The organism is Rhodospirillales bacterium (assembly GCA_016699855.1).
In the GTDB taxonomy this organism is placed as follows: domain Bacteria; phylum Pseudomonadota; class Alphaproteobacteria; order Reyranellales; family Reyranellaceae.
In genome coordinates, this window is record CP064988.1 from 440,977 (window position 1) to 466,059 (window position 25,083).

Consider the following 25,083-nt stretch of genomic DNA (forward strand, 5'->3'; position numbering starts at 1 on the left):
GGTTCGGGGCGTCAGCCCTGCTGATCCGCGAGGGATCCTGTTTCGGACACCGCCTCGCCGCCAGCGATGACGGCCGGTCGTCCGACGGGTGGACCTATTCGATTGTGGGTGAGCGGCGTGGCGCCGGGGGGGCCCGCGTCAAGGGTCCGCCACCGCGCCGTGGCCCCGCTTTTCAACGGGGCCGGTACCGGTGACCCGGTGGAGCATCTGCGACCATCGCATCCTCCCGCCTGTGTTGTCGGTCGCTCCGGAAGGCCGCGCGGTGCGCGGGGCGTTCGCTTGCGGCCTCGCTTGGCCTCGACGAAACATCGATCCGGAGCTTTCAAAAAGCTGGTCCTCCGCGGCCGCGCCGTCAAGGGCCGACATGGAGCTATCGACGCGAGGATACTTGCGCGCCAGTGACTCGACACGCCGGCGCGCGCCCCCTGTGTTTGCGGCGGCGACGCCCGTGCCGGTAGAGTGCCGCGAAGTCCCGCACGTCAGGCGGGCTGGAGGCCTCCGCCATGATCCGCTTCGTCCACGCGATGCTGTCCGCGCTCGTCGCCATCACTGTCGCCACCGCGGCGCGCGCGCAGACGCCGGCGGCGCCCGCGCCGGCGTCGACGGTTGAGCCGGACCGCTTCATCGTGTTCGGCGGCGCCCTCGTTCGCGCCGCGCAGCTGGTACACCTACGCGGGCGTCGCCGCCGCGCCGGTCGGCACGCTCCACCAGGACGGCTTCCGCCTGCGCGCGTCGAGCGCCGTCAGCGGTTACCGCTACGGCGGCGGCGGACGCGCCTCGGAGCGCGCGAGCTACACGGTCGGCGATCTCATGGTCGGCTACCGCGTCGCGCTCGACCGCGGCACCGCCGTCACGGCCTACGCCGGCGGCGCGGTGCAGTCCTTCACCAACCGCGACTCGATCACGCGCGCGCGCGGCACGCGCTTCGGCGGCGCGGCGCAGCTCGAGCTGCTCTCGTTCATCGACCGCGACTGGACCGTGTTCGCGATGGCCGGCTACCGCACGACGTGGAACACGTATTTCGCGCTGCTGCGCCCCGGCTACGAGATCGCGCCCGGACTGCGCTTCGGACCGGAGATCGCGATCGGCGGCAAGGACGAGCATCGCGGCGCCCGCTTCGGCGCCTGCTTCTGCCTCGACCTGTCGCCCCATGTCGGCCTGTCGTTGTCCGGCGGCTACCAGGACGACCTGCGTGACCGCGCCGGCAGGCGGTTCAACGGCGTCTACGGCGCGCTCGACGCGCGTCTGGCGTTCTGACCGGCGGAACCGCCGGCTTCCGGCGTCCGCGCAGCCCGGTCTATGCTCGCGGTGAAAAGTGATCGCGGGAGGAAGACATGCGGTTGAAGGACAAGGTCGCGCTGGTCACCGGCGCGGCGTCGGGCATGGGCGAAAGCACGGCGCGGCTGTTCGCGCGCGAGGGCGCCAAGGTCGTGGTCGCCGATCTGCTCGAGGCGGAGGGCGGCAAGATCGCGGCCGACATCCGCGCCGGCGGCGGCCAGGCGGTCTTCCAGCGCCTCGACGTCTCGGACGAGGCCGGATGGGCCGCCGCCGTCGGCGCCGCCGTGTCGAACTACGGCCGCCTCGACATCCTGATCAACAACGCGGGACTCAGCGGCAGCGATCCCGACCTGTTCAGCACGGCGATCTGGGACAAGCTGATGGACGTCAACGCGCGCGGCTGCTTCCTCGGCATGCGCGCCGCCATCCCGCAGATGCTCAAGAACGATCCCGACGACGACGGCGGCGGCCGCGGCTCGATCGTCAACGTCTCGTCGATCTCCGGCTTCGTCGGCCAGAAGGTCGTGCACATGGCCTACAACGCCTCGAAGGGCGCCGTGCGCATCATGACGAAGTCGGCCGCGGTGCAGTTCGCGGCCGAGGGCGTGCGCGTCAACTCCGTGCATCCCGGCGTCATGCCGCCGATGCGCAGCTCGAAGCTGACGGCGGACCCGGCGATCCGCCAGCGCCTGATCCGCGCCATCCCGATGGGCCGCGCCGGCCGCATCGAGGAGGTCGCCAAGGCGTCGCTGTTCCTCGCCTCCGACGACGCGTCCTACGTCACCGGCACCGAGCTGGTCGTCGACGGCGGCTTCCTCGCGATGTGAGGTGGCGCGTAGCCGGTTCCTGATCCCGCGGAACCCGCCCACGCGGTCGACGTCTCGGATCGTCCGCCCCCGCAGCGACAGAGGTAGCGCCATGACCACGCATCCAGCCATCGCACCGGGCCGCGCCGCGGTGATCACGGGCGGCGCCAGCGGTATCGGGCTGGCGGCCGCGAAGCGCTTCGTGGCGGCGGGCATGAAGGTCTGCGTCGCCGATCTCGACCCGGCCGCGCTCGACAAGGCGGTGACGGAGATCGCCGCGCCGGCGGGCACGGTGCTCGCCGTGCCGACCGACGTGTCGAAGATCGAGGACATGCGGCGGCTGAAGGAGAAGGCGTACGACGCCTTCGGCGAGGTCGCGGTGTTGATGAACAACGCCGGTACCGCGCCAGGCGGCGGTCCTTGGGACCACTACGAGCGCTGGCGCAGGGTGCTCGAGGTGAACCTGTGGGGCGTGATCAACGGCGTGCACACCTTCGCGGAGGCGATGATCGCGCAGGGTACGCCCGGCGCGATCGTCAACACCGGATCCAAGCAGGGCATCACGACGCCGCCGGGCGACACCGCCGACAACGTCAGCAAGGCCGGCGTGAAGGTCGTCACCGAGTCGCTGGCGCACGGCCTGCGCAACGTGCCGGCCTGCCGGATCACCGCGCATCTGCTGGTGCCCGGATTCACCTACACCGGCATCACCCGGCCGGCGCGTGCCGAGAAGCCGGCGGGCGCATGGTGGCCCGACCAGGTCGTCGACATGTTGCTGGAACGCATGGGCCGCGGCGATTTCTACATCATCTGCCCGGACAACGACGTCACCACGGAGATGGACAACAAGCGCATCGCCTGGGCGGCGCAGGATATCGTCGAGAACCGCCCCGCCCTGTCGCGCTGGCACCCCGACCACGCCGAGGCGTTCGCGGCGCACATGAAGAGGTAGCCGCCGGGGGCACGGGAGCGATCGTCACGCGCGGGACGCGCCCGCGACAGTCCATCCGCGTCGCGCGATGGCGCCATGCCTCGTGGCATGGCGCCGCTGCCGGGGTGGCGGATCGGGAGGCCGCGGTCGAGGCGTCGACCGCGGGACGGCGCTACTGGAACAGCAGCCGGATGTCGTAGTCGGAGACGACGCGGCCATTGTAGCCGCGGATGGTGACGGTCTGGCGCAGCCGGTCGCCCTCCATCGCCTGCTCGACCTTCATCGAGTAGCGGCGGTTCCCGAAATACCCGGTGCCCTCGCCACGCAGCGCGCCGCAGCAGGCGCCGTAGGACGCGCGGTGGACGCCGGCCGGCTGCATGTCGATCGTGGTCGAACGCAGCGTCAGGATGCGCGAGATGTAGAAGTATTCCTGGACGTTCTCGGCCGGCACGTGGTCCGACAACTGCGTCACCACGAGTTCGCGGCGGTCGCCGGTCCACGTGATGACGGTGCGCTGGATGTGCCCGCTGGGGGTCCGGATTCCGAACTGGATCGGCCCGCCCTGGTACGATTGGGCCCAAGCGGTCGTGGAGACCACCAGACCCAGAACCACGCCGAGCGCGGCCGCGAAAAATCTATTACTCATGGCAATACGCCCCCCCGACCACAAAATATATGGAAATATCGAAAACTCAACTACTTAAATCGTACTAACGCTTTATAAACTGAGGATATCAGATCAACCCACGGACAACAACGGACTTCGCGCCGGAGGGCTCGGATCACCCGTCGATCGCATTCGAGATGCCCTCAGGGTCCGCGACCGGGCGCGCGGTTGCGCCGGCGGCCAAAAGCTGTATAACCCGCGCCTTCCGGCGGGGACCAAAGCCCCGTCGGCTCCTTGCCGGCGCCGCTCGATCGCGGGGCCGGCTAGATCCGGGCGGTCGTCGGCATGCCTCGCGGCATTGCGGACTCCGGGTCGCCAACAGCCGTAAGGAGCTTAAATTGCCATTGTACGAGACGATTTTCGTCGTGCGCCAGGACGTGGCGCAGACGCAGGTCGAGGCGCTGGGTACCCAGATGTCCGACCTGGTGACGAGCATGGGCGGCGCCGTTCCGAAGAAGGAATACTGGGGCCTTCGCCAGCTCGCCTACCGGATCAAGAAGAACCGGAAGGCCCACTACATGATGATGAACCTCGACGCTCCCCCGGCCGCCGTGCAGGAGATGGAGCGCCAGATGTCGATCAACGAGGACGTCGTGCGCTACCTCACGGTGCGGGTCGACGAGCTCGAGGCCGGCCCGTCGGCGATGATGCGCAAGAGTGACCGCGACGAGCGTGGCGACCGCGGCGACCGTGGCGAGCGACGCTTCCGCGACCGCGGCGAGCGTGGCGACCGGGGTGACCGTGGCGATCGCGGCGGCGACCGTGGCGAGCGTCCGCGCTTCCGCGACCAGCCGCCGGCCGCGCCGGTCGAGGGAGGCGCGTCGTGAGCGCCCCCGCCGCCGGCGGCCAGCGCCGCCCCTTCGTCCGCCGCCGCAAGTCGTGCCCGTTCTCCGGCGCCAACGCGCCGAAGATCGACTACAAGGACGTGCGGCTGCTGCAGCGCTTCATCTCGGAGCGCGGAAAGATCGTGCCGAGCCGCATCTCGGCGGTGTCGACCAAGAAGCAGCGCGAACTGGCCAACGCCATCAAGCGCGCGCGCTTCCTCGGTCTGATCCCCTACGTGCTGCGCTAGGCCCGGGGGAACCACCATGGCGAATATGGAACTGATCCTGCTCGAGCGCGTCGCGAAGCTCGGGCAGATGGGCGATCTGGTGAAGGTGAAGCCCGGCTTCGCCCGCAACTTCCTCCTGCCGCAGAAGAAGGCCCTGCGCGCCACGGAGGAGAACAAGAAGTACTTCGAGGGCAAGCGCAAGGACCTCGAGGCCAACAACCTCGTGCGCAAGCAGGAGGCCGACGCCGCCGCCGAGAAGCTCAAGGGCTACACCGTCAGCCTGGTCCGCCAGGCGTCGGAGAGCCTGCAGCTCTACGGCTCGGTCACCGCGCGCGACATCGCCGACGCCGCCGGCGCGACGGGCGTGAAGATCGAGCGCCGCCAGGTCGAGCTGCCGAAGCCGATCAAGACGCTCGGCAAGCACGTCGTCGAGATCCACCTCCATCCCGAGGTGATCGTCGAGATCGGCGCCGTGGTGGCGCGCTCGGCCGAGGAGGCGGAGTTCCTGGTCAAGGGCGGCACGCTGGTCGCCGAGACCGACCGCCGCGCCTACGAGCTGGCCGCCGAGGCCGCCGCCGCCGAGCAGGCCGCGGCCCTGCTCGACGCGCCGGCCGCCGAGGAAGCGGCTCCGGCCGAGGCCACGGACGAAGCCGAGAAGAAGTAGCCGGCGCCCGCGAAGGACGCCGACGACGAAAGCCCCGGTCGCGAGACCGGGGCTTTTCTCATGCCGCCGCGCCGCCGGCGCTCAGAGCGCGATCGTGCCGTCGACGCAGGTCACGCAGTCGCCGCCCAGCGTGATCGCGCCGTCGGCCGCCACCGCCACGCGCACGCGGCCGTCGCGGCCGACGCAGCCGCCCTGCGCCGCCACGTACGACCGGCCATAGGTCGACAACAAACCGCCATCGCGCGCGAACACCGCGACGCAGCCGTTGCCGCTGCCGCACACCGGATCCTCGCGCACGCCGCACGACGGCGCGAAGGAGCGCACCTCGATCGCCGCCGGTCCGCCGGGTGGATGGGCGCCGAACACGGTCACGCCGGTGCGGCCCATGCCGGCATCGAACACCGCCATCCGGTCGAAGTCCGGCGTCAGCGCGCGCACCGAGGCGGCGTCCTTCAGACGGGCGACCAGCCATTTCGGCCCGACATCGACCACGGCCGGCGCCGGGGCGCGCTCGACCGCCGCGTCGAGGCACGCCTCCAGCTCGTCGAGCTGCGCCGTCGTCAGGCCCGTGCTCTTCGACGGCGGCAGGTCGAGCGCCAGCGAACGGCGGCCGCCGGCTTCGGTCACCGACAACCCGACCAGGCCGACGCCGCACTCCTGCGTCAGCCGGCCGCCGCGCGGCGTCACGATCCCGGCCTCCAGCGCCGCGTGCGCGGTGCCCAGCGTCGGATGGCCGGCGAACGGCAGCTCGCTGCCCGGCGTGAAGATGCGCACGCGGTAGTCGGCGCCGGCCGTGGTCGGCTTCAGCACGAAGGTCGTCTCCGACAGGTTGGTCCAGTTCGCGACGCCCTGCATCGCTGCGGTGTCGAGCGCGTCGGCGCCCAGCACGACGGCGACGGGATTGCCGAGGAAAGGCTTGTCGGTGAAGACGTCGACTTGCTTGAAGCGCAGGCTCATGGCGGACTCCCTCGCGCGATGGACCGCCGCTCTACGCGCCGCGCCGGCGTCCGGCAACGACGAGGTTGTCTCCCGACAATATGTATGGAGACAATCGCCGCGCGACGCGGCGGCCAAGACGCGCGCGCACTCCCATGTTCCCCTTCCCCATCAAGGGCTGGCGCCTTCACACCTCTCGGGTCGCGACGCCTTTTCCCTCTCCGCAGTGCAGTGGAGGAGAGGGCGGGGCCCGCGCCGGAGGCGTGGAAGGGTGAAGTGATCGTCGTATCAGTCGTGACGTCGACGGCAATTGCAGGTGCGCCGATATCAAGCGCCGGTGGCTCCACGACCGCCCACCTCACCCTTCCCGCGCTGCGCGCGGGCCCCTTCCCTCTCCCCCCGCAAGCGGGCGGAGAGGGAGAAAACGCCGATGCGCCAGCACTTATCTGCCTTCCAACGCGACGCGGCGACGGCCGAGATGCGTGAATCCCCTGGCCCATCGGAGGAGAGGTTAAGTGAGGGGGCCGCACGCCGCCACCGCCGACCGCCACCCCGGATGGACGGCATCGGCGCGCGCGGTTAGCATCGCCACGACACCAACACCGGTCGCCCCCATGCCCTCCCCGTTCGCGCTCTCCGTCGTCTGGCCGTGGCTGCTGATCGCCTTCGGAATCGGCTACGTGTTCGGCTCGATCCCGTTCGGGCTGCTGTTCACGCGGCTCGGCGGCGCCGGCGACATCCGCGCCATCGGCTCGGGCAACATCGGCGCCACCAACGTGCTGCGCACCGGCCGCAAGGGCATCGCGGCGGCGACGCTGGTGGCCGACGCCGCCAAGGGCGCGGCGGCGGTCCTGCTGGTCGCCGCCGTGGTCGCCTATCCGCTGGGCTCCGTGGCGTTCTTTCCGCCGTCGCTCGCGGCCGGCCTCGGCGCCGTCGTCGGCCATTGCTTCCCGGTGTGGCTCAACTTCAAGGGCGGCAAGGGCGTGGCGACGACCTTGGGCTGCCTGTTGGCGTGGTCGTGGCCGCTGGGGCTGGCGGCCTGCCTGCTGTGGCTGGCGCTGGCGGCGGCGTTCCGCATCTCCTCGCTCTCCGCGCTGCTCGGGCTGGCGCTGACCGCTGCGCTGACGTGGGCGCTGGCGTTCACCCTGCCGTTCGGCCGCACCTACGCGACAGTGCCGCTGGCCATCACCGTGACGCTGGTCGTGGCGCTGGTGCTGGCGACGCACCACGAGAACATCCGGCGCCTGCTGGCCGGCACGGAGCCGCGCATCGGCGCCACGAAATCGGGCTGAGCGCGGACGGCGCGCGTCAGCGCGCCGCGTGGTACCGCCGCGCCGCCTTCCAACCCAACGCCACGAACACCGCCAGCAGGACGAGCTGGACGCCGCCGAACACAGGGCCACCGCCACCCGGCGCCAGCCGCGCGAGCGCCGGCACCTTGTTGAAGAGCTGCGCCACCAGCACGAAGGCGTCGAGATAGAACGAGACCACGAGGCCGACCGGCCACACCCAGCGCCAGAGTCCGGCGAGGCTGTAGACGTACCGCGCTAGGATCATCGCCGCGATCACCAGCGACGCCAGAATCCCGGTGGCGTGCGCCGGGGTGAAACCGGCGGCGGGGATCACGAAGCCGGTCGCGGTGGTGGAGATCGTGGTGGCGAGGAACACGTCGGTCCAGCGGCCGGCGTCGCGCCCCGCCAGCAACCCGCGCGCCACCGGCACGCCGGCGACCAGCGGCACGAGGCTGACCAGCAGGTGGATCCAGACCAGCGGCGTGAAATTCAAGGCCATCGTGTCGTCCCCTCCGACCGATCGGCCGCCGGCCGGGCCCTGCCGGCCCAGATGATCGCCGACCATAGCCGATCGCCGCGGGTGCGTCCCGCAGCGACGCGGCGTCCCCGCGGCCGAGCCGGGCGCCCGTTGACTCCCGCGCCGCCGCACGCGCTAATCCGCCATCAAGAACGACCAGGGGTGCCGCTATGCGACTCTCACGTCTATTCATCGCCGCCGCCGCGGCGATCGCCCTCGCCGCGCCGGCGTCGGCCAAGACCCTGCGCTGGGCCAGCCAGGGCGACGCGCTGACGCTCGATCCGCACTCGCAGAACGAGGGACCGACCTCGGCGATGGCGCAGCACATCTACGACCCGCTGATCCAGCGCGACCCGACGTTGAAGAAGGTTCCGAACCTCGCGCTCTCGTGGCGCGCGGTCGACGCCACGACCTGGGAGTTCAAGCTGCGCCCCGGCGTGACTTTCAGCGACGGCTCGCCATTCACCGCCGCCGACGTCGTGTTCTCGATCGAGCGCGTCAAGGCGCCGAGCTCGGACTTCAAGACGTACCTGGCGTCGGTCAAGGAGGCCAAGGCGGTCGATCCTCTGACGGTGCACCTGGTCACCGACGGCCCGAACCCGATCCTGCCCGACCAGCTCACCAACATCTTCATCATGTCCAAGGCGTGGTCGGAGAAGAACAACGTCGTGAAGCCGCAGAGCTTCAAGGACAAGGAGGAGACCTTCGCCGTCCGCAACGCCATGGGCACCGGCCCGTTCATGGTCAAGCAGCGCGACCCGGACGTGAAGACCGTGCTGGTCAAGAATCCCAACTACTGGGGCAAGGACCAGTGGAAGGACTATCCCGACGAGGTCGTCTACACGCCGATCAAGGAGCCGGCCACGCGCGTCGCCGCCCTGATCTCCGGCCAGCTCGACTTCGTGCTCGACATCCCGCTGCAGGACATCGGCCGCATCAAGTCGACGGCGGGGCTGAAGACGCTGGAGACGGCGCAGATCCGCTCGATCTTCCTCGGCCTCGACGTCGGCTCGCCGGAGCTCAAGTACAGCGACGTCAAGGGCAAGAACCCGTTCGCCGACAAGCGCGTGCGCGAGGCGATGTACAAGGCGGTCGACATCAACGCGATCCGCGCCAAGGTGATGCGCAACTTCGCCGCGCCGGCCGGGCTGATCACGCCCGACGGCGTCGCCGGCTGGACCAAGGCGCTCGACGCGCGCCTGCCGTTCGACCTCGCCGGCGCGAAGAAGCTGATGGCCGAGGCGGGCTACCCGAACGGCTTCAAGGTCACGCTGGACTGCCCCAACGACCGCTACAACAACGACGAGGCGATCTGCCAGGCCGTCGTCGCCATGCTGGCGCAGATCGGCGTCCAGATCGACCTGCAGGCCCGCTCCAAGACGCTGCACTTCCCCAAGCTGCAGAAGAAGGACAGCAGCTTCTACCTGCTGGGCTGGGGCGTGCCGACGCTCGACTCGCACTACGTGTTCTCGTTCCTCTACCAGACCAACGACGGCAAGAACGGCACGTGGAACTTCACCGGCCTGAGCGACAAGCGGCTCGACGAGCTGACCGTCGCCATGTCGCGCGAGGTCGACGCCGCCAAGCGCGAGGCGATGGTCGCCGAGGCGTGGAAGATCGCCAAGGACAGCGTCGCCTACCTGCCGCTGCACCACCAGGTGATCGTCTGGTCGATGAGCGACAAGGTCGACATGCCGATCTTCGCCACCGACTCCCCCAACCTGCGCTACGCGAAGATGAAGTAGCGGCCGCCTCCGCCGGGTCCGCGCATCCAACCTGCCCCTCTCCGCCGCGTAGCGGGGGAGAGGGAGGCGCCCATGCGGCGCATGGGAGGGTGAGGTGGTCGAGGGGTCGTCGGCGCCGCTGGACCGACGGCGACGGACTTCCGCATCGAACACCCCCCTTCTTCAGCGCCGACCCACCTCACCCCGACCCTCTCCCCCCGCATGCGGGCGGAGAGGGAGGAAGACCCGATGCTGAGCTTCGTCGTCTCCCGCCTGCTGCAGGCCGCCGCCGTCATGACGGCGGTGTCGTTCCTGTGCTTCGTGCTGTTCAACTTCGTCGGCGACCCGGTCAGCAACATGGTCGGCCAGGAGGCCTCGCCGCAGGAGCGCGAGGAGCTGCGCCGCGACCTCGGGCTGGACGATCCCGTGCCGCTGCAGTTCGTGCGCTTCCTCGGCAACGCCGCGACCGGCAATTTCGGCCGCAGCTACCGCATGGCACGGCCGGTCGGACAACTGATCGTCGAGCGTCTGCCGGCGACGCTCGAGCTGGTGTTCTGCGGCGCGCTGGTGGCGCTGGCGCTGGGCATCCCGCTGGGCGTGCTGACGGCGCTGCGGCGCGACACCTGGGACACGCGCATGGTCATGACGCTGTCGCTGGCCGGTGTCGCCATGCCGACCTTCGTCAGCGGCATCCTGCTGATCTACGTGTTCTCGGTGGAGTGCAAGAGCTGGGTCGACTGGCTCGGCCTGACCGCGGACCTCTGCTTCCCCTCGTTCGGACGCGGCGAGACCGTCAGGCTGGGCTGGTGGACCACCGGATTGCTGACCGGCAGCGGGATCAAGGCGATCGTGCTGCCGGCCGTCACGCTGTCGCTGTTCCAGATGACGCTGGTGCTGCGCCTGATCCGCTCGGAGATGCTGGAGGTGCTGCGCACCGACTACATCAAGTTCGCGCGCGCCCGCGGGCTGACCAACCGCGCCGTGCATTTCCGCCACGCGCTCAAGAACACGCTGCTGCCGGTGATCACCGTGATCGGCCTGCAGATCGGCGGCCTGATCGCGTTCTCGATCATCACCGAGACGGTGTTCCAGTGGCCCGGCATGGGCCAGCTCTTCATCCAGTCCGTGCAGTTCGCCGACATCCCGGTGATGGCCGCCTACCTCGTGCTGGTGTCGTTCTTCTTCGTCGTCATCAACCTCGTGGTCGACCTGACCTACGCCGTGATCGACCCCCGCCTGCGCGTCGACCGCGCCAAGGCCGTCGGCAACGCGCACTGACCCTTCACCGCGCCGCCCTGCGGATGTAGCCTTCCCGGATCGACCTGCCGGCACCAGACCGGCGGCGGGAGGGAACCATGGCGAACTACGTCTACGCCGGCGCCGCGCCGGTGGTGTCCTCGGGCGGCAGATCCGGTGCGACCGCCGGCGGGCTGTTCCGCATCGATCCCGCGACCAGCGCATGCGCGGCGCTGGCCGGCGGCCTGCCCGCCGACGTCGAGGTCCGCGCCGTGGTGGTGGTGCCGGGCGATCCGCGCACCGTCTACGCCGGGACCCAGGCCGGGCTCTACGTCAGCCGCGACGCCGGCGACACGTGGACGTCGCTCGGCCTGCCCGGCGACGACAAGGTCGTGTGGTCGATCCTGCTGCACCCCAAGGACCCGCGGACGATCTACGTCGGCACGCAGGGCACCACCGTTCACCGCAGCCGCGACGGCGGCGCCACCTGGCGCGAGCTCGACATCCCCGAGCCCGCCGGCATGGTGCGCATGGCCTTCGCCTGCCGCGTCATCCGCCTCGCCATCGATCCGGGGAGCCCCGACACGCTCTACGCCGCTTTCGAGGTCGGCGGCCTGTCGCGCAGCCTCGACGGCGGCGACACCTGGGAAGGCTGCAATTCGAGCCTGCTGGAGTTCACCAAGGAGCCGAGGCTGCGCAGCCGCATCGTCAGCGACACCGAGACCGAGGGCATGATGGACAGCCACGCGCTGGCGGTCAGCCCGAAGCATCCCGGCACGGTCTACCTCGCCAACCGCATGGGCCTGTTCCGCAGCGACGACCGCGCCGGCCGGTTCGGCGAGGTCGGCATCGGCCGCTTCTCGCCGCTGACCTACGCGCGCGACGTCGTGGTCTCGCCGCACGATCCCGACACGCTCTACGCCGCGCTGAGCGTCGCGGCCATCAGCGACGAGGGCTCGCTCTACCGCAGCCGCGATTTCGGCGCCTCGTGGACGCGCTTCGACTCCGGCGTGGCGATGGAGAGCACGCTGATGACCATCGCGCCCAGCGCCGCACATCCGGCGCGGGTCTACTGCGCCACCCGCCGCGGCCAGGTGTTCGGCACGGAGGACGGCGGCGCCTCGTGGCGCGAGTTCCGCCTGCCGCCCACCGCGCAGGGCGTCTACGCCGTCGCCACCGCCTAACGCCGCGGCGCCTTGAGGAAGCGCCATGGACACCGCCATCGCGCCGGCCGCGGCCGGGCACGTCGTCGTCACCCCCATTTCCGGCAACATCGGCGCCGAGATCGCGGGCGTCCATCTCGGGCGCCTGACCGACGCGGAGTTCCGCGTCGTCCACGACGCGCTGGCGGCGTACGAGGTGCTGGTGTTCCGCGACCAGGACATCACGCTCGACGAGCAGATGGCGTTCGGCCGCCGCTTCGGCGAGCTGTCGATCCATCCCTTCTCGCCCAACCTCGACGACAGGCGCGAGGTGATCGTGCTGGACTACCACGCGGACAATCCGCCCAGGCTCACCGACCAGTGGCACGCCGACGAGACCTTCCGGGCGCGGCCGCCGCTGGGCACCATCCTGCGCGCGCGGGTGGTGCCGGAGCACGGCGGCGACACGCTGTTCGCCAGCATGACCGCCGCCTACCGCGGCCTGTCCGAGCCGATGAAACGCTACATCCACGGGCTGGAGGCGCTGCACGATTTCAAGCCCTGGCGGACGCTGTTCACCAGCGGCGAGGCGCACCAGACCAAGCTGCGGGAGATCGAGGCGAAGTATCCGAACCAGTGGCATCCCGTGGTGCGCGTGCACCCCGTCAACGGACGCCGCATCCTCAACGTCAGCGCCCAGTTCTGCGTCCGCCTCAAGGGCGTGGCCGACGACGAGCGAGCTGGTGCTGAAATACCTCTACGCGCGCGCCGCCATCCCCGAGTACCAGATGCGCGTGCGCTGGAAGCCGAACACCGTCGTGATGTGGGACAACCGCGCCGTCCAGCACTACGCCGCCCACGACTACTATCCCGCCCGCCGCACGATGGAGCGCGTCACCGTCGCCGGCGACGAGGTGGTCGGCGTCTCCGGCCCCTACACGCCGCAGGACGCCGCGCCGCTGCCCGACGGCAAGGGCGCCGTCGTCGCTCCGCCCGGCAAGCGCCCGATCCGCGAGTTCGAGCGCGGCGCGTACTGAGGGTCGCCGCCCCCGATGCGACCCCGAGCGCGGCGAGGGATCTTTCGACCGCGCCGGTGTCCCTCGCCGCGCCCGCGATGGCGGCGGAATCAGGGCGGCCGCGGACCTCCCGCGCGACCGGCGGCGCATGCCCGCCACGCGGGCGCCGCCGTCGCGAATCGTTCGTAGACCGTCGATCCATCCTGTAGGATCGCCGCCGATGTCCGTGAACTCCGCCGGCGACGGCGCCCGCGTCCCCTCGACCGCGCCCCCTGCGAGCGCCACCGCCACCCCGGCCGTCGCGGCGATGCCGTGGCTGCTGCTGGCCGCCGGTTGCCTCGGCGCCTTCGCCGCCACCGCCAGCGGCACGACCCGGGCGCCGTTCCTGCTCTCGATGTCGGCGGATCTCCAGGTCAGTTTGGTCCTGATCGCCAACCTCGTGTCGATGACCGCCACGGCCTGGGGCGTGACCTCGCTGCTGGCCGGCATCGCCGCCGACCGCTGGGGCCGCCGCCCGTTCCTGATCGGCGGACCGCTGGCGCTGGGCCTGTGCATGGTGGCCGTGGCGCAGGCCGACGATTATCTCCGCGTCGCCATCTGGGCGACCCTGGGCGGCGCGTGCAGCGGCCTCTACATGGGCACGATCTTCGCCGAGGTCGCGGCGCGCGCGCCGTCGACCCACCGCGGCCGGGCGCTGAGCTGGGTGATGAGCGGCCAGTCCCTCACCCTGGTGGTTGGCGTGCCGCTGGCGGCCTGGGTCGGCGCATCGCTGGGCTGGCGCGGCTGGCACGTGTGCCTCGCCGCGCTGGCGATCGCCGGATCGCTGACGCTGTGGGCCAGCACGCGCGGCGGCGCCACAGGCCGCGGACACGGCGGCGCGCCGGCGGGATCGTTCCGCGGCGCCTTCTCGGCGCCCGTGATCTCGCTGCTGTCCATGGGGATCGCCGAGCGCATCTGCTACGGCCTCGTGGTCATCTACTTCGCCACCTTCCTGCAGCAGGAATACAAGGCGTCCCTGCACGACGTCGCCATCCCGCTGGTGCTGATCGCCATGGGCAACGTCATCGGCACCGCCGCCGGCGGCCCGCTGGCCGACCGCACGCGCGACCGCCTCGGCGCCTTCGGGCTGTGCATGGCGATCACCGCCTTCGCCAGCCTGGCGCTGTTCGCGTGGCGGCCCGACATGGTCACGACCGTGGCGTTGGGTTTCGTCTACTCGTTCATCAACGCGCTCGGCCGGCCGTCCCTGATGGCGGCGTTGGCCGACGTGCCCGAGGACGTGCGCGGCACGGTGATGGGCCTCAACGGCACCTGCGCCAGCATCGGCTGGGTCGGCGCCGCCGCGCTGGGCGGATGGATGTTCGCCACGCAGGGCTTCGCCGGCTTCGGCCCCCTCTCGGCGGCGCTGGCGCTGCTGGGCGCCGCGCTGGCGTTCATGCGGCGCGGCCGCTAGCCGGCGTCCGGCGCCGGCGCCGACTCAGCGCGCGGCGGATCGCGATCTCCACCGGTGAATAGGCGCCGTCGTCGCGGCGCAGGCGCAGCGGTTCGGCCGGACCCAACGCCGCCTGCGCCATGAAGCGCGGCGTCGATCCCCGGTGCCGCTGCGCCGCGTGGACGATGAATGGATGGCACAGGTAGACCGTGCCGGCCGCGCCGGTCGCCAGCGCCTCCGGCAAGCCGGCGCCGGTGTCGCCGAACGCCGTCGCCGGCAGCCCCGCGTCGCCCGCCGCCTTCAGCCGCCGCGCCGCGTCCATGTGCGAGCCGACGCGGATCCGCGTCGGCGCGTCGTCGACGCCGACATCGGAGAACAGGAACAGCATCAGCAGCGCCCGCCCGCGCGACGTCACGTTCACCCGCCAATCCGAGAAATCGTGGCGTTCCTCGGGATCGGCGCCCACGCCGGGGAAGCTGACGTCGAGATGCCAGCCCTCGTCGCCGGGGCTGGCGGCGCTCGGAAACCGCACGGGGATGCCGCCGAGGTCGCGGCGCGGGCGCCACCGCCCCGCGCCGACGAGCTGGTCGTAGGCCGCGCGCAGCACCGCCGTGTTGGCGGCGCGCTGGAACGGTCGCTGGCCGTAGGCGCCCAATCGGATCAGCGGCCGCGTCCAGGTGGCGCGGTCGCGCGGATCGCAGCCGGTGGCACGCCACAGGATCCGCAGCATCTGGTCGGCCAGCGTGCGCGAGAAGGCGCCGTCGATCCGCGCGTAGCCGTCGCGGACGAACGCCCGCACCTGGGCGTCGCTCAGCCCGCGCGCCCGGCCGCCGCCCGTGGACGCCATGGTGGATCCCCGCACCGCGGAGCCCATCGCCCCGCCGCCGCGACGTAGTGCGCGCGGGCCGCGTTGTCCAGACGGTGACGCCATTCCCTCTCCGCCGCGCAGCGGGGGAGAGGGCGGGGCCCGTCGCGGAGCGACGGGAGGGTGAGGTGGTCGTTGTATCGGTCGGAATGTCATTTCGAGAGGCGACGCGCGCCGATATCGGCCCCGGCGGACTCCACAACGACCCACCTCACCCTTCCCGCGCTGCGCGCGGGCCCCTTCCCTCTCCCCCCGCAAGCGGGCGGCGAGGGAGGAGTTCGGCGCACGCCGTCCCGCTTCCACCCGCGCCTGCGACCCGGCATGATCGGGGGATGGCCCAAGCCTCCGCCCTCGCGCGCTTCCGCGACTCAGATCTCTGGCACAGCTTCACGCGCTCGCCGCTGACCGTCACGGCCGCCATCGTCACGGTGGTCTTCGTGCTCGGCGCCGTGTTCGCCCCGTGGCTGGCGCCGCACGATCCGTTCGACCCGAAATCGCTGAACCTGATGGACGCCTTCACCAAGCCGATCTGGACGGCGGAGGGCCGCGAGGCGGCACAGGGCGGCAAGGTGTTCCCGCTGGGCACCGACAACCAGGGCCGCGACGTGCTGTCCGCCATCATGTACGGCTGCCGCGTGTCGCTGCTGGTCAGCGCCGCCGCTATCGGCTTCGCGGTGACGCTGGGCGTCGGGCTCGGCCTCACCGCCGGCTTCCGCGGCGGCTGGGCCGACAACCTGATCATGCGCGTGGCCGATATCCAGCTCACCGTGCCGGCGATCCTGATCGCCCTGACCTTGGACGGCGTGGCGCGCGCCGCCCTGCCCAAGGATTTCCACGACCGGTTCGCGATCTGGGTGCTGATCCTCGCCATCGGTTTCGCCAACTGGCCGCAATTCGCCCGCGTCACCCGCGCCACGACCCTGGCCGAGAAAGGCAAGGACTACGTCAGCGCCGCGCGCATCATCGGCATCCCCGGCGTCAAGATCGCGCTCAAGCACGTGCTGCCCAACGCCATCGGCCCGGTGCTGGTGATCGCCACCATCGGTCTGGCGCTGGCGATCATCGCCGAGGCCTCGCTGTCGTTCCTCGGTGTCGGCATGCCGCCGACCCAGCCGTCGCTCGGCACCCTGATCCGCATCGGCAACGCGTTCCTGTTCTCCGGCGAATGGTGGATCGTGATCTTCCCGGCCTTGGCGCTGGTGGTGCTGTCGCTGGCCGTGAACCTGCTCGGCGACTGGCTGCGCGACGCGCTCAATCCGAAGCTGCGGTGACGCGGCCGGGTCGGCCCGCGGCCGAATCGGCTTGACGCCGCGGCGCCGACCGCGCGTTGATCGGCGGTGGATACCACCTCGGGGGCGGTGGCGATGGACGTCACGGCGTGGCTGGAGAAGCTCGGGCTCGGCGCCTATGCGGCGGCGTTCGCCGGTAACGACGTCGACGGCGACACGCTGCGGCGCCTGACAGCCGACGATCTGCGCGACCTCGGCGTCACCTCGGTCGGCCACCGCCGCCGTCTGCTCGACGCCATCGCCGCGCTCGACGCCCCCGCCGCGGCACCCGCTCCGGCGGCGGCGCCCGCCGCTCCGATCCAAGCCGCGGCGCCGGCTGTGGACGCGCAACGGCGGCCGGTGACGGTGCTGTTCGCCGATCTGTGCGGCTTCACGGCGATGTCGCGCGAGCTCAGCGACGAGAGCGTGCACGCCCTGCTCGACCGCTACCTCGCGGCCGCCGACGAGATCGTGGTGCGCCACGGCGGCACCGTCGACAAGCACATCGGCGACGCCGTGATGGCGCTGTTCGGCGCGCCGGTGGCGCACGACGACGACGCGATGCGGGCGGTGCGCGCCGCCATCGAGCTGCGCGACCGGATGCCGGCGCTGTCGCGCGAGCTGGGCCGCGCCCTCGACGTGCACGCCGGCATCGCCGCCGGCGAGGTGATCGTCGGCGGCTCCGGCGGCGGCTACACCGCCATCGGCGACACGGTGAACCTCGCGGCGCGGCTGACGGGCCTCGCCCCGCCGGGCGGGGTGCTGGTCTCCGGCGCGACCCGCGACGCGCTCGCCGGCGGCGCCGTGCTCGAGGCGATGGGCCGGCAGGAGATCAAAGGCTACGCCGAGCCCGTCGACGCGTGGCGCGTCGTGGACCTGGCGGCGCCCGGCGAGGGCGCGCCGATGACGCCGTTCGTCGGCCGCGGACCGCAGGTCGCGCAGATCGCGGCGCTGCTCGACGGCGCGGCCGCCGACGGCGCCGGCGCGCTGGTCTACGTGCGCGGCGAGCCCGGCATCGGCAAGAGCCGGCTGGTCGGCGAGGCGCGCCGGATGGCCGCCGAGCGCGGCATCGCCACGCACGCCTGCCACGTGCTCGATTTCGGCGCCGGCCTCGAGCGCGATCCCCTGCGCCGGCTGGCCGACAGTCTGCTGGGCCTGGCGCCGGACGCCGCGCCCGAGGCACGTGCCGCCGCCGTCGCGTCCGCCGCCGTGGACGCGTCCGCTGACACACGTCAGCGCGCCTTCCTGCGCGAACTGGCCGACGCGCCCCTGACACCGGACCTACGCGCCGTGATCGACGCCTCGGACGAGGCCAGCCGGCGCGCCGGACGCCACGACGCCGTCGTCCTGCTGGTCCGCCGCGCGCTCACCCGCGGGCCGGCGCTGGTGGTCGTCGAGGACGTGCACTGGGCCGACGAGGCGCTGATCGAGGCGCTGGTGCGGCTGGCGGGCGTCGCCGACGACGCGGCGCTGGTCGTGCTCCTCGCCTCTCGGCCGGAGAACGAGCGCCTTCTGGAGGCCCTGCGCGTGCGTCCGGCCGGCGCGCCGCTCGTCGCCCTCGACCTGGGTCCGCTGCGGGCGCAGGACGCGGCGGCGATCGTCGGCCACGTGTCGCGCCTGCCCGAGGAGACCGTGCGCGCCTGCGTCGAGCGCGCCGGCGGCAACCCGTTGTTCCTCGAGCAGCTTCTGCGCAACGCCACCGAGGCCAGCGGCGAGCTACCGCCGTCGTTGCGCGGCATCGTCGTGGCGCGCGTCGACCGGTTGCGGCCCGCCGACCGGGCCGCCATCCACGCCGCGGCCGTGCTGGGGCAGCGTTTCGACCGCGAGGCGCTGCGCGCTCTGCTAGGAGATCCCGCCTACGACGCCGCCGCCCTGCTCGCTGCCGGGCTGCTTCGCGTCGACGGCGTCGACCTGATGTTCGCGCACGCGCTGATCCGCGAAGGGGTGCTGCGCTCGCTGCTGGCCGAGCCGCGCCGCGCCCTGCACCTGCGCGCCGGCGGCTGGTTCGAGGGCCGCGATCCGCTGATGCGCGCCTCCCACCTCGACCACGCCGGGTCGCCCGACGCCGGCGACGCCTACCGGCAGGCGGCCGAGGACCGTTTGCGGCGGTACCGGCCCAGCGAGGCGCTGCCGCTGGTCGACCGCGGCCCCGAACTGGCCGGCGACGGTCCAGCGCGCGCGGCGTTGCTGACTCTGAAGGGCGACACGCTGCTCGACGGCGGCCGCGCGCGCGAGGCGCTGGCCGCCTACCAGGAGGCGCTCGCGGCCGGCGGCGATGCGCGCGGTCGCAGCCTCGCGCTGCTGGGCAGCGCCTCGGCGCGGCGCATCCTCGACCAGCTTCCGGCGGCGTTCGAGGACGTGGCGGCGGCGCAGGCGCTGGCGGAGGAAGGCGGCTGGCTGGACATCCAGACCCGCTGCCGCTTCACGCGCGGCAACCTCCTGTTCCCGCTGGGGCGCGTCGAGGAGTGCCTCGCCGAGCACCGGGCGGCGCTCGAGCTGGCCGAGCGTGCCGGCGACGCCGAGGCGCGGGCGCGGGCGCTGGGCGGGCTGGGCGACGCGGAGTACGCGCGCGGCAACATCGCGCGCTGCGCCCGCCATTTCGGCGAGTGCGTCGAGGAGAGCCGGCGGATCGGACTCGGCCGTGTCGAGGTCTCCAACCGGCCGATGTTCGCGTTCACCACCTTCTACGCGTTGCGACTGGAGGAGGCGCTTGCCGCGGCGCACGAGAGCGTGGCGCTGGCGATCTCCGTCGGCCAGAAGCGGGCCGAGCTGATCTCGCGGCATATGTGCGTCTTCGCGCTTCTCGAACTCGGACGCGCGGAGGAGTCCCGCCCGCACATAGACCGCGCGCGCGCCATCGTCGCCGAGCTGGAGGCCTGGCGGTTCGAGCCCGAGAACCTCGCCTTCCTCGCCGACATCGAGATCGACGCCGGCCGTCCCGAGGCCGCCCGCCCGCACCTGGTGGAAGGCCTGCGGATCGCGCGCGACACGACGATGAGCTATTGGGGGCCGGCCGCGCTCAGCCAGAACGCCTTGCTGGAGGCGGATCCCGCCGCGCGCGCCGCGCTCGTCGACGAGGCCGAGACGCTGCTGGCCGGAAAGGTGCTGGCGCACAACCACGTCGTCGCCCGCCGCAACCTGATAGAGCTGGCCCGCAGGCTCGGCGATCCGGACATGGTCGAGGACCAGTGCGCGAAGCTGGCGGCGTTCTACAGCGAAGAGCCGATGCCGATGGCCGACTTCCTCGTCCGCCGCGGCCGCGTTCTCGCGGCCGCGATGCGTGGCGCGCTGTCGGCCGAGATGACGGCGGAGGGCCACGCGCTACTCGACCTGTCGGCGCGTACCGGGGCGGTCCGTCTGCGCGAGGGTCTGGACGACGCCCTGCGCGCCGCCGGCGCATGAAAAAGCCGCGGACGGGTCTCCCCGTCCGCGCCCGTCGCGCCCGGCGTTAGCGGTCGCGGTCCGTGCGGTAGCGGCGGTAGTCGCCCGACGAGCTGCCGCTGTAGCCGCCCTCGCCGCTGAGGGGTGAACGAGCCCGAACCGCGGTTGGAGCCCTGGTAGCCGCGGCTGCCGGTGACGCAGGCCGAGGCGAGGAACGCGACGCCGACAAGGACAAAAGCGAGCTTGAACATGGAGGTCCCCCATCTCCGGAGCCCGGCGCCCACATGGGTCGCTTCCTCCGGCGCGGCGGATATTCGTCGGCGCTTGCGTTTGAAATTCGGACCAATTGCGACGGCGCCGCGACGCAGGTCACATCGCTGTGACCCCGGCCACAAGCATTGGTGTCCGGCGCCGAAACACACAACAGTTTGAGTCGGACGCCAATCGACCCCGCGCGCCTCTTCGGCTGGAAGACTATATGCAACCTACGGTTTATTTATCTATCAAAGACTATCGCTTATAGAACATTCCATGAACCTGTCGCTGCGCTTGCCGTTCATCGCGTCCGCGCCCGAGGCGGCCGCGCGGCCGGCGGGGCCGCCGCTGACGGGCGAGCGCATGGCACGGGCCCGGCTGGCGCGCACGCCGCGCATCGGGCCGGTCACCTTCCACGAGATGGTCGGCCACTACGGCTCGGCCGCCGCCGCGCTCGACGCGCTGCCGTCGCTGGCCAAGCGCGCGGGGTTCCAATCGGCGCCGCGGCCGCCCGGCGCCGCGGCGCTACGCGACGAGGCGGACGCGCTGGCGGCGCTCGGAGGCCGCTTCGTGATCGCGGGTGACGCCGACTATCCCGCCGCGCTGACCCAGCTCGGCGACGCGCCGCCGGTGCTGTCGGTGATCGGCGACGCCGCGCTTCTGTCGCGGTCCGCCATCGCCGTGGTCGGCGCGCGCAACGCCTCCGTCGGCGGGCGCCGGCTGGCGACGGATTTCGCGGCCGGACTCGGCGGGCGCGGCTTCGTCGTGGTCTCCGGCCTGGCGCGCGGCGTCGACACCGCGGCGCACCGGGCGGCGCTGCCGACCGGCACGGTCGCGGTGCTGGCGGGTGGGGTCGACGTCGTCTATCCCCCGGAGAACGATGACCTCTACCGCGAGATCGCGGCGGCCGGCGCCATCGTGTCGGAGGCGCCGCTGGGCGCCGTGCCGCAGGCCCGCCATTTCCCGCGCCGCAACCGCATCGTGTCGGGCCTGTCGCTGGGCGTGCTGGTGGTCGAGGCGGCGCTGCAATCCGGCTCGCTGATCACCGCCCGCCAGGCCGCCGACCAGGGCCGCGAGGTGTTCGCGATCCCCGGATCGCCGCTCGATCCCCGCGCCCGCGGCTGCAACCGCCTGATCCGAGATGGCGCCCATCTGGTCGAGGAGATCGCCGATATCGCCGCGATCCTGCCCGATCCCGCCGCCGCGCCCGCGCCGCCGCCACGACCGCTCGCCCCCCCGGCGCCGGCCCCGAAGCGGCGCCGGACCCGGCCTGCAGAGCCCGCCCCCATGCCGCTTGGCGGTGGACAGTCCGGCCATGACGACCCGTCGCCAACGCCGGGCGTGGACGCTCAACCTATTGAATTCATGGAAACTTCAGACCCGGAGGCGGTCGCCGAGCGGATCGCCGCCGCGCTCACCCGGGCGCCCACCCCGGTTGACGAAATCATCCGCTGCTGCCATGTCTCGCCCGCCGCCGCGACGGCCGCGCTGCTCGATCTGGAGCTGGCCGGCCGGATCGAGCGGCGCCCGGGAAACATGATCGCCCTGATCTAACGCGTTGGTTTCGCGGCAGATTCGGGCGATTCCGGATGCCCGGACGAATGCGGGCCAGCGGGTATTCATGACCAACGTCGTCGTCGTCGAGTCGCCGGCCAAAGCCAAGACCATCGGCAAGTACCTCGGGCCCGGCTACCGCGTGCTGGCCAGCTTCGGCCATGTCCGCGACCTGCCGGCCAAGGACGGCTCGGTGCGTCCGGACGAGGATTTCGCCATGGACTGGGAGATCGATCCCAAGTCCCAGAAGCGCGTGTCCGACATCGCCGACGCCGTGCGCGGCGCCAAGATCCTCTACCTCGCCACCGACCCCGACCGCGAGGGCGAGGCGATCAGCTGGCACGTGCGCGACATCCTCGCCCGGCGCAAGGCGCTGGGCGGCGTCGTGGTCAAGCGCGTCGCCTTCAACGCCATCACCAAGCAGGCCGTCCAGGACGCCGTCGCCAACCCGCGCGAGATCGACCAGCCGCTGGTCGACGCCTATCTGGCGCGCCGCGCGCTCGACTACCTCGTCGGCTTCACGCTCTCGCCGGTGCTGTGGCGCAAGCTGCCGGGCAGCCGCTCGGCCGGCCGCGTGCAGTCCGTGGCGCTGCGCCTGATCTGCGAGCGCGAGGCCGAGATCGAGGCGTTCAAGGCGCGCGAGTACTGGACGCTCGACACCGAGTTCACGACGCCGCGCGGCCAGACCTTCAAGGCGCGCCTGACCCATCTCAACGGCCAGAAGCTCGAAAAGTTCGACCTCGGCACCGAGGCCGAGGCGATGGCGGCCAAGGCGCAGATCGAGCACCGCGCCTTCACGGTCGGCGGCGTCGACCGCCGCCAGGTGCGGCGCAACCCGCCGCCGCCGTTCATCACCTCGAGCCTGCAGATGGAGGCGTCGCGAAAGCTCGGCTTCGGCGCCGCCCACACCATGCGCGTGGCGCAGCGGCTCTACGAAGGCGTCGACGTCGACGGCGAGACCGTCGGCCTGATCACCTACATGCGCACCGACGGCGTCGACCTCGCGCCGGAGGCCCGCGCCCAGACCCGCAAGCTGATCGAGACGCGCTACGGCGCCGCGTACCTGCCGGAGAAGCCGCGCTTCTACACCTCGAAGGCCAAGAACGCGCAGGAGGCCCACGAGGCGATCCGGCCGACCGACCTGTTCCGCACGCCCGACAGCGTGGCGCGCCATCTCGACCGCGACCAGCTCAGGCTCTACGAGCTGATCTGGAAGCGCACGGTGGCGTGCCAGATGGAGAGCGCGGTGTTCGACCAGGTCACGGTCGACATCGACTCCGGCGACCACAACGTGCGCCTGCGCGCCACCGGCTCCGTGCTGAAATTCGACGGCTTCCTCACCCTCTACGAGGAGGGCCGCGACGACGAGGAGGACGAGGCCGCCGCCCGCCTGCCGGACGTCAGCGAGACCGAGGCGCTGAAGCGCGGCGCCGTCGTTCCCGAGCAGCACTTCACCGAGCCGCCGCCGCGCTACAGCGAGGCGTCGCTGGTCAAGCGGCTGGAGGAACTCGGCATCGGCCGGCCCTCGACCTACGCCAGCATCATCGAGGTGCTGCAGAACCGGAACTACGTGAAGCTCGACCGCAAGCGCTTCGTGCCTGAGGACCGCGGCCGGATCGTCGTGTCGTTCCTCTCGTCCTACTTCCCGCGCTACGTCGGCTACGACTTCACCGCCGGCCTCGAGGAGCAGCTCGACGACATCTCCGGCGGCCGCGCCGACTGGCGCGCCGTGCTGCGCGACTTCTGGCGCGACTTCAAGGGCGCGGTCGACGAGACCACGGAGCTGCGGGTCAAGGACGTGCTCGACACGGTCGACGCCGCGCTCGGCCCGCACTTTTTCCCCGAGCGCGCCGACGGCAAGGATCCGCGCGGCTGCCCGGCCTGCAACGAGGGCCGCCTCAACCTCAAGCTCGGCAAGTTCGGCGGCTTCATCGGCTGCTCGAACTACCCGACCTGCCGCTACACCCGCCGGCTGGCGATCGCCGCCAACGACGATTCCGCCGAGGGCGCGCTCGACGGTCCGCGCGAGCTCGGCCCCGATCCCGACACCGGCAAGGTGGTCTCGGCGCGCCAGGGCCCCTACGGCGCCTACGTCCAGCTCGGCGAGGCCGAGGGCAAGGACAAGCCCAAGCGCGCCTCGCTGCCCAAGGGCCACAACGCCGCCGACGTCACGCTCGAGACCGCGCTGGCGATCCTCGCCCTGCCGCGCACGCTCGGCCCGCATCCCGAGACCGGCGTGCCGATCCTCGCCGGCATCGGCCGCTTCGGCCCCTACGTGAAGCATGGCACCGCCTACAAATCGATCCCCGCCGACGAGGACGTGCTGGCCATCGGCATGAACCGCGCCGTGGCGCTGCTGGCCGAGGCCAAGGGTCCCGGCCGCGGCCGCGCGGCGGCGACGCCGCTGCGCACCCTCGGCGACCATCCCGATGGCGGCCCGGTCGAGGTCTTCGCCGGCCGCTACGGCCCCTACGTCAAGCACGGCAAGGTCAACGCCACGCTGCCCAAGGGCCTGGCGCCGGAGAGCGTGACGCTCGAGGAGGCGCTGCCGCTGATCGCCGCCCGCGCCAGCGTCGCCGGCACCGGCGGCAGACGCGGCGGCGCCCGCAAGGCCGCGCCGAAAGCCGCCAAGGCCGCGAAGCCCGCCGCGGACGGCGCGGCCGCCGCCGCCAAGAAGCCCGCCGCCAAGAAGAAGCCCGCCGCGAAAAAGAAAGCCGCCGCCCCGAAGAAGCCCGCCCCCGACAAGGAAGCGGCCTAGATTTCGCGCGATGCGTCGGCCGGCCGCCAGATCCTCGACATCTCGTGACCGGAACGAAGCCCCTCATCCGGCGCTCCGCGCCACCTTCTCCCCCTCGTCAGGGGGAGAAGGGAAAAGCGTTCTCCTCCCTTCTCGCCTCGAAGGAGGGGAGAAGGTCCCGGTTTGCTTCGCCGTGTCGGCGCTGATGCTCTTCCCTTCTCCCCCTGACGAGGGGGAGAAGGTGCCCGAAGGGCGGATGAGGGGCTTCGCGTCGGCCGCACGCGCTCGTTCGCTCCCACGCCGCCCCGCGCGACACATCCCGTCAGGACCC

General features: G+C 71.9%; 20 protein-coding genes. 16 read left to right on the plus strand and 4 right to left on the minus strand.

From position 1 onward, the window contains the following. Positions 1-606 precede the first annotated feature (606 nt). The 3 genes from bcsS (at position 607) to IPK81_02105 (ending at position 3,036) form a co-directional block, all read left to right on the plus strand. Complete coding sequence (bcsS, locus tag IPK81_02095) at positions 607-1,257, plus strand: cellulose biosynthesis protein BcsS (protein QQS13080.1); 651 nt, start codon at positions 607-609, stop codon at positions 1,255-1,257. A gap of 77 nt (positions 1,258-1,334) precedes the next feature. Then, positions 1,335-2,105 (plus strand): glucose 1-dehydrogenase, encoded by a 771-nt coding sequence (locus IPK81_02100; GenBank protein ID QQS13081.1) that lies wholly within the window; start codon positions 1,335-1,337, stop codon positions 2,103-2,105. A 91-nt stretch (positions 2,106-2,196) separates the two neighbouring features. Further along, entirely contained in the window at positions 2,197-3,036 is an 840-nt protein-coding gene (locus IPK81_02105; GenBank protein QQS13082.1) for an SDR family NAD(P)-dependent oxidoreductase, read from the plus strand. A gap of 151 nt (positions 3,037-3,187) precedes the next feature. Here IPK81_02105 and IPK81_02110 read toward each other — a convergent pair whose 3' ends face one another. After that, positions 3,188-3,661 carry a hypothetical protein gene (locus IPK81_02110; protein QQS13083.1) on the minus strand — a complete coding sequence of 158 codons (474 nt, stop codon included), beginning with the start codon at positions 3,659-3,661 and terminating at the stop codon, positions 3,188-3,190. A gap of 359 nt (positions 3,662-4,020) precedes the next feature. Between IPK81_02110 and rpsF the strand changes: the two genes are divergently transcribed. The 3 genes from rpsF to rplI are packed head-to-tail and all read left to right on the plus strand — an operon-like array spanning position 4,021 to position 5,397. Then, the gene (rpsF, locus tag IPK81_02115) at positions 4,021-4,509 is read left to right on the plus strand and encodes a 30S ribosomal protein S6 (protein QQS13084.1); all 489 of its coding nucleotides are present in this window, start codon (positions 4,021-4,023) and stop codon (positions 4,507-4,509) included. Next, a complete protein-coding gene (locus tag IPK81_02120; protein ID QQS13085.1) occupies positions 4,506-4,754 on the plus strand; it encodes a 30S ribosomal protein S18 in 249 nt (82 codons plus the stop codon). Before rpsF ends, IPK81_02120 begins: the two co-directional genes overlap by 4 nt. A 25-nt stretch (positions 4,755-4,779) precedes the next feature. Continuing rightward, complete coding sequence (rplI, locus tag IPK81_02125; protein QQS14924.1) at positions 4,780-5,397, plus strand: 50S ribosomal protein L9; 618 nt, start codon at positions 4,780-4,782, stop codon at positions 5,395-5,397. A gap of 81 nt (positions 5,398-5,478) precedes the next feature. Here the strand turns inward: rplI and IPK81_02130 are convergent, their stop codons facing one another. Beyond that, on the minus strand, positions 5,479-6,354 hold the full coding sequence (locus IPK81_02130; GenBank protein QQS13086.1) for a PhzF family phenazine biosynthesis protein: 876 nt from the start codon (positions 6,352-6,354) through the stop codon (positions 5,479-5,481). Positions 6,355-6,947: 593 nt separating this feature from the next. On the opposite strand from IPK81_02130, the gene plsY reads away from it, so the two are divergent. Further along, positions 6,948-7,625, plus strand: coding sequence for a glycerol-3-phosphate 1-O-acyltransferase PlsY (gene plsY / locus IPK81_02135; GenBank protein ID QQS13087.1), 678 nt, complete (start codon positions 6,948-6,950; stop codon positions 7,623-7,625). Positions 7,626-7,641: 16 nt separating this feature from the next. On the opposite strand, the gene IPK81_02140 is transcribed toward plsY, so the two are convergent. Next, positions 7,642-8,124 carry a hypothetical protein gene (locus IPK81_02140; GenBank protein QQS13088.1) on the minus strand — a complete coding sequence of 161 codons (483 nt, stop codon included), beginning with the start codon at positions 8,122-8,124 and terminating at the stop codon, positions 7,642-7,644. Between the two features lie 188 nt (positions 8,125-8,312). Between IPK81_02140 and IPK81_02145 the strand changes: the two genes are divergently transcribed. The 5 genes from IPK81_02145 to IPK81_02165 all read left to right on the plus strand — a co-directional run bounded on the left by IPK81_02145 (position 8,313) and on the right by IPK81_02165 (position 14,713). Next, on the plus strand, positions 8,313-9,887 hold the full coding sequence (locus tag IPK81_02145; protein ID QQS13089.1) for an ABC transporter substrate-binding protein: 1,575 nt from the start codon (positions 8,313-8,315) through the stop codon (positions 9,885-9,887). 228 nt (positions 9,888-10,115) lie between these two features. Next, complete coding sequence (locus IPK81_02150; protein QQS13090.1) at positions 10,116-11,144, plus strand: ABC transporter permease; 1,029 nt, start codon at positions 10,116-10,118, stop codon at positions 11,142-11,144. Positions 11,145-11,221: 77 nt separating this feature from the next. Then, positions 11,222-12,286 (plus strand): hypothetical protein, encoded by a 1,065-nt coding sequence (locus tag IPK81_02155; protein ID QQS13091.1) that lies wholly within the window; start codon positions 11,222-11,224, stop codon positions 12,284-12,286. Between the two features lie 25 nt (positions 12,287-12,311). Continuing rightward, on the plus strand, positions 12,312-13,469 hold the full coding sequence (locus tag IPK81_02160; GenBank protein ID QQS13092.1) for a TauD/TfdA family dioxygenase: 1,158 nt from the start codon (positions 12,312-12,314) through the stop codon (positions 13,467-13,469). Positions 13,470-13,480: 11 nt separating this feature from the next. Then, complete coding sequence (locus IPK81_02165; GenBank protein QQS13093.1) at positions 13,481-14,713, plus strand: MFS transporter; 1,233 nt, start codon at positions 13,481-13,483, stop codon at positions 14,711-14,713. Here IPK81_02165 and IPK81_02170 read toward each other — a convergent pair. After that, entirely contained in the window at positions 14,694-15,539 is an 846-nt protein-coding gene (locus tag IPK81_02170; GenBank protein ID QQS13094.1) for a phytanoyl-CoA dioxygenase, read from the minus strand. The two genes, IPK81_02165 and IPK81_02170, sit on opposite strands and share 20 nt — an antisense overlap. A 167-nt stretch (positions 15,540-15,706) precedes the next feature. Between IPK81_02170 and IPK81_02175 the strand changes: the two genes are divergently transcribed. From IPK81_02175 to topA, 4 genes are all read left to right on the plus strand, one after another. Then, complete coding sequence (locus IPK81_02175) at positions 15,707-16,828, plus strand: ABC transporter permease (protein ID QQS13095.1); 1,122 nt, start codon at positions 15,707-15,709, stop codon at positions 16,826-16,828. Between the two features lie 66 nt (positions 16,829-16,894). Further along, entirely contained in the window at positions 16,895-20,227 is a 3,333-nt protein-coding gene (locus IPK81_02180) for an AAA family ATPase (protein QQS13096.1), read from the plus strand. Between the two features lie 510 nt (positions 20,228-20,737). Then, the gene (gene dprA, locus IPK81_02185) at positions 20,738-22,015 is read left to right on the plus strand and encodes a DNA-protecting protein DprA (GenBank protein ID QQS13097.1); all 1,278 of its coding nucleotides are present in this window, start codon (positions 20,738-20,740) and stop codon (positions 22,013-22,015) included. A 67-nt stretch (positions 22,016-22,082) separates the two neighbouring features. Next, positions 22,083-24,773 (plus strand): type I DNA topoisomerase, encoded by a 2,691-nt coding sequence (gene topA / locus IPK81_02190; protein QQS13098.1) that lies wholly within the window; start codon positions 22,083-22,085, stop codon positions 24,771-24,773. Positions 24,774-25,083: the final 310 nt, after the last annotated feature.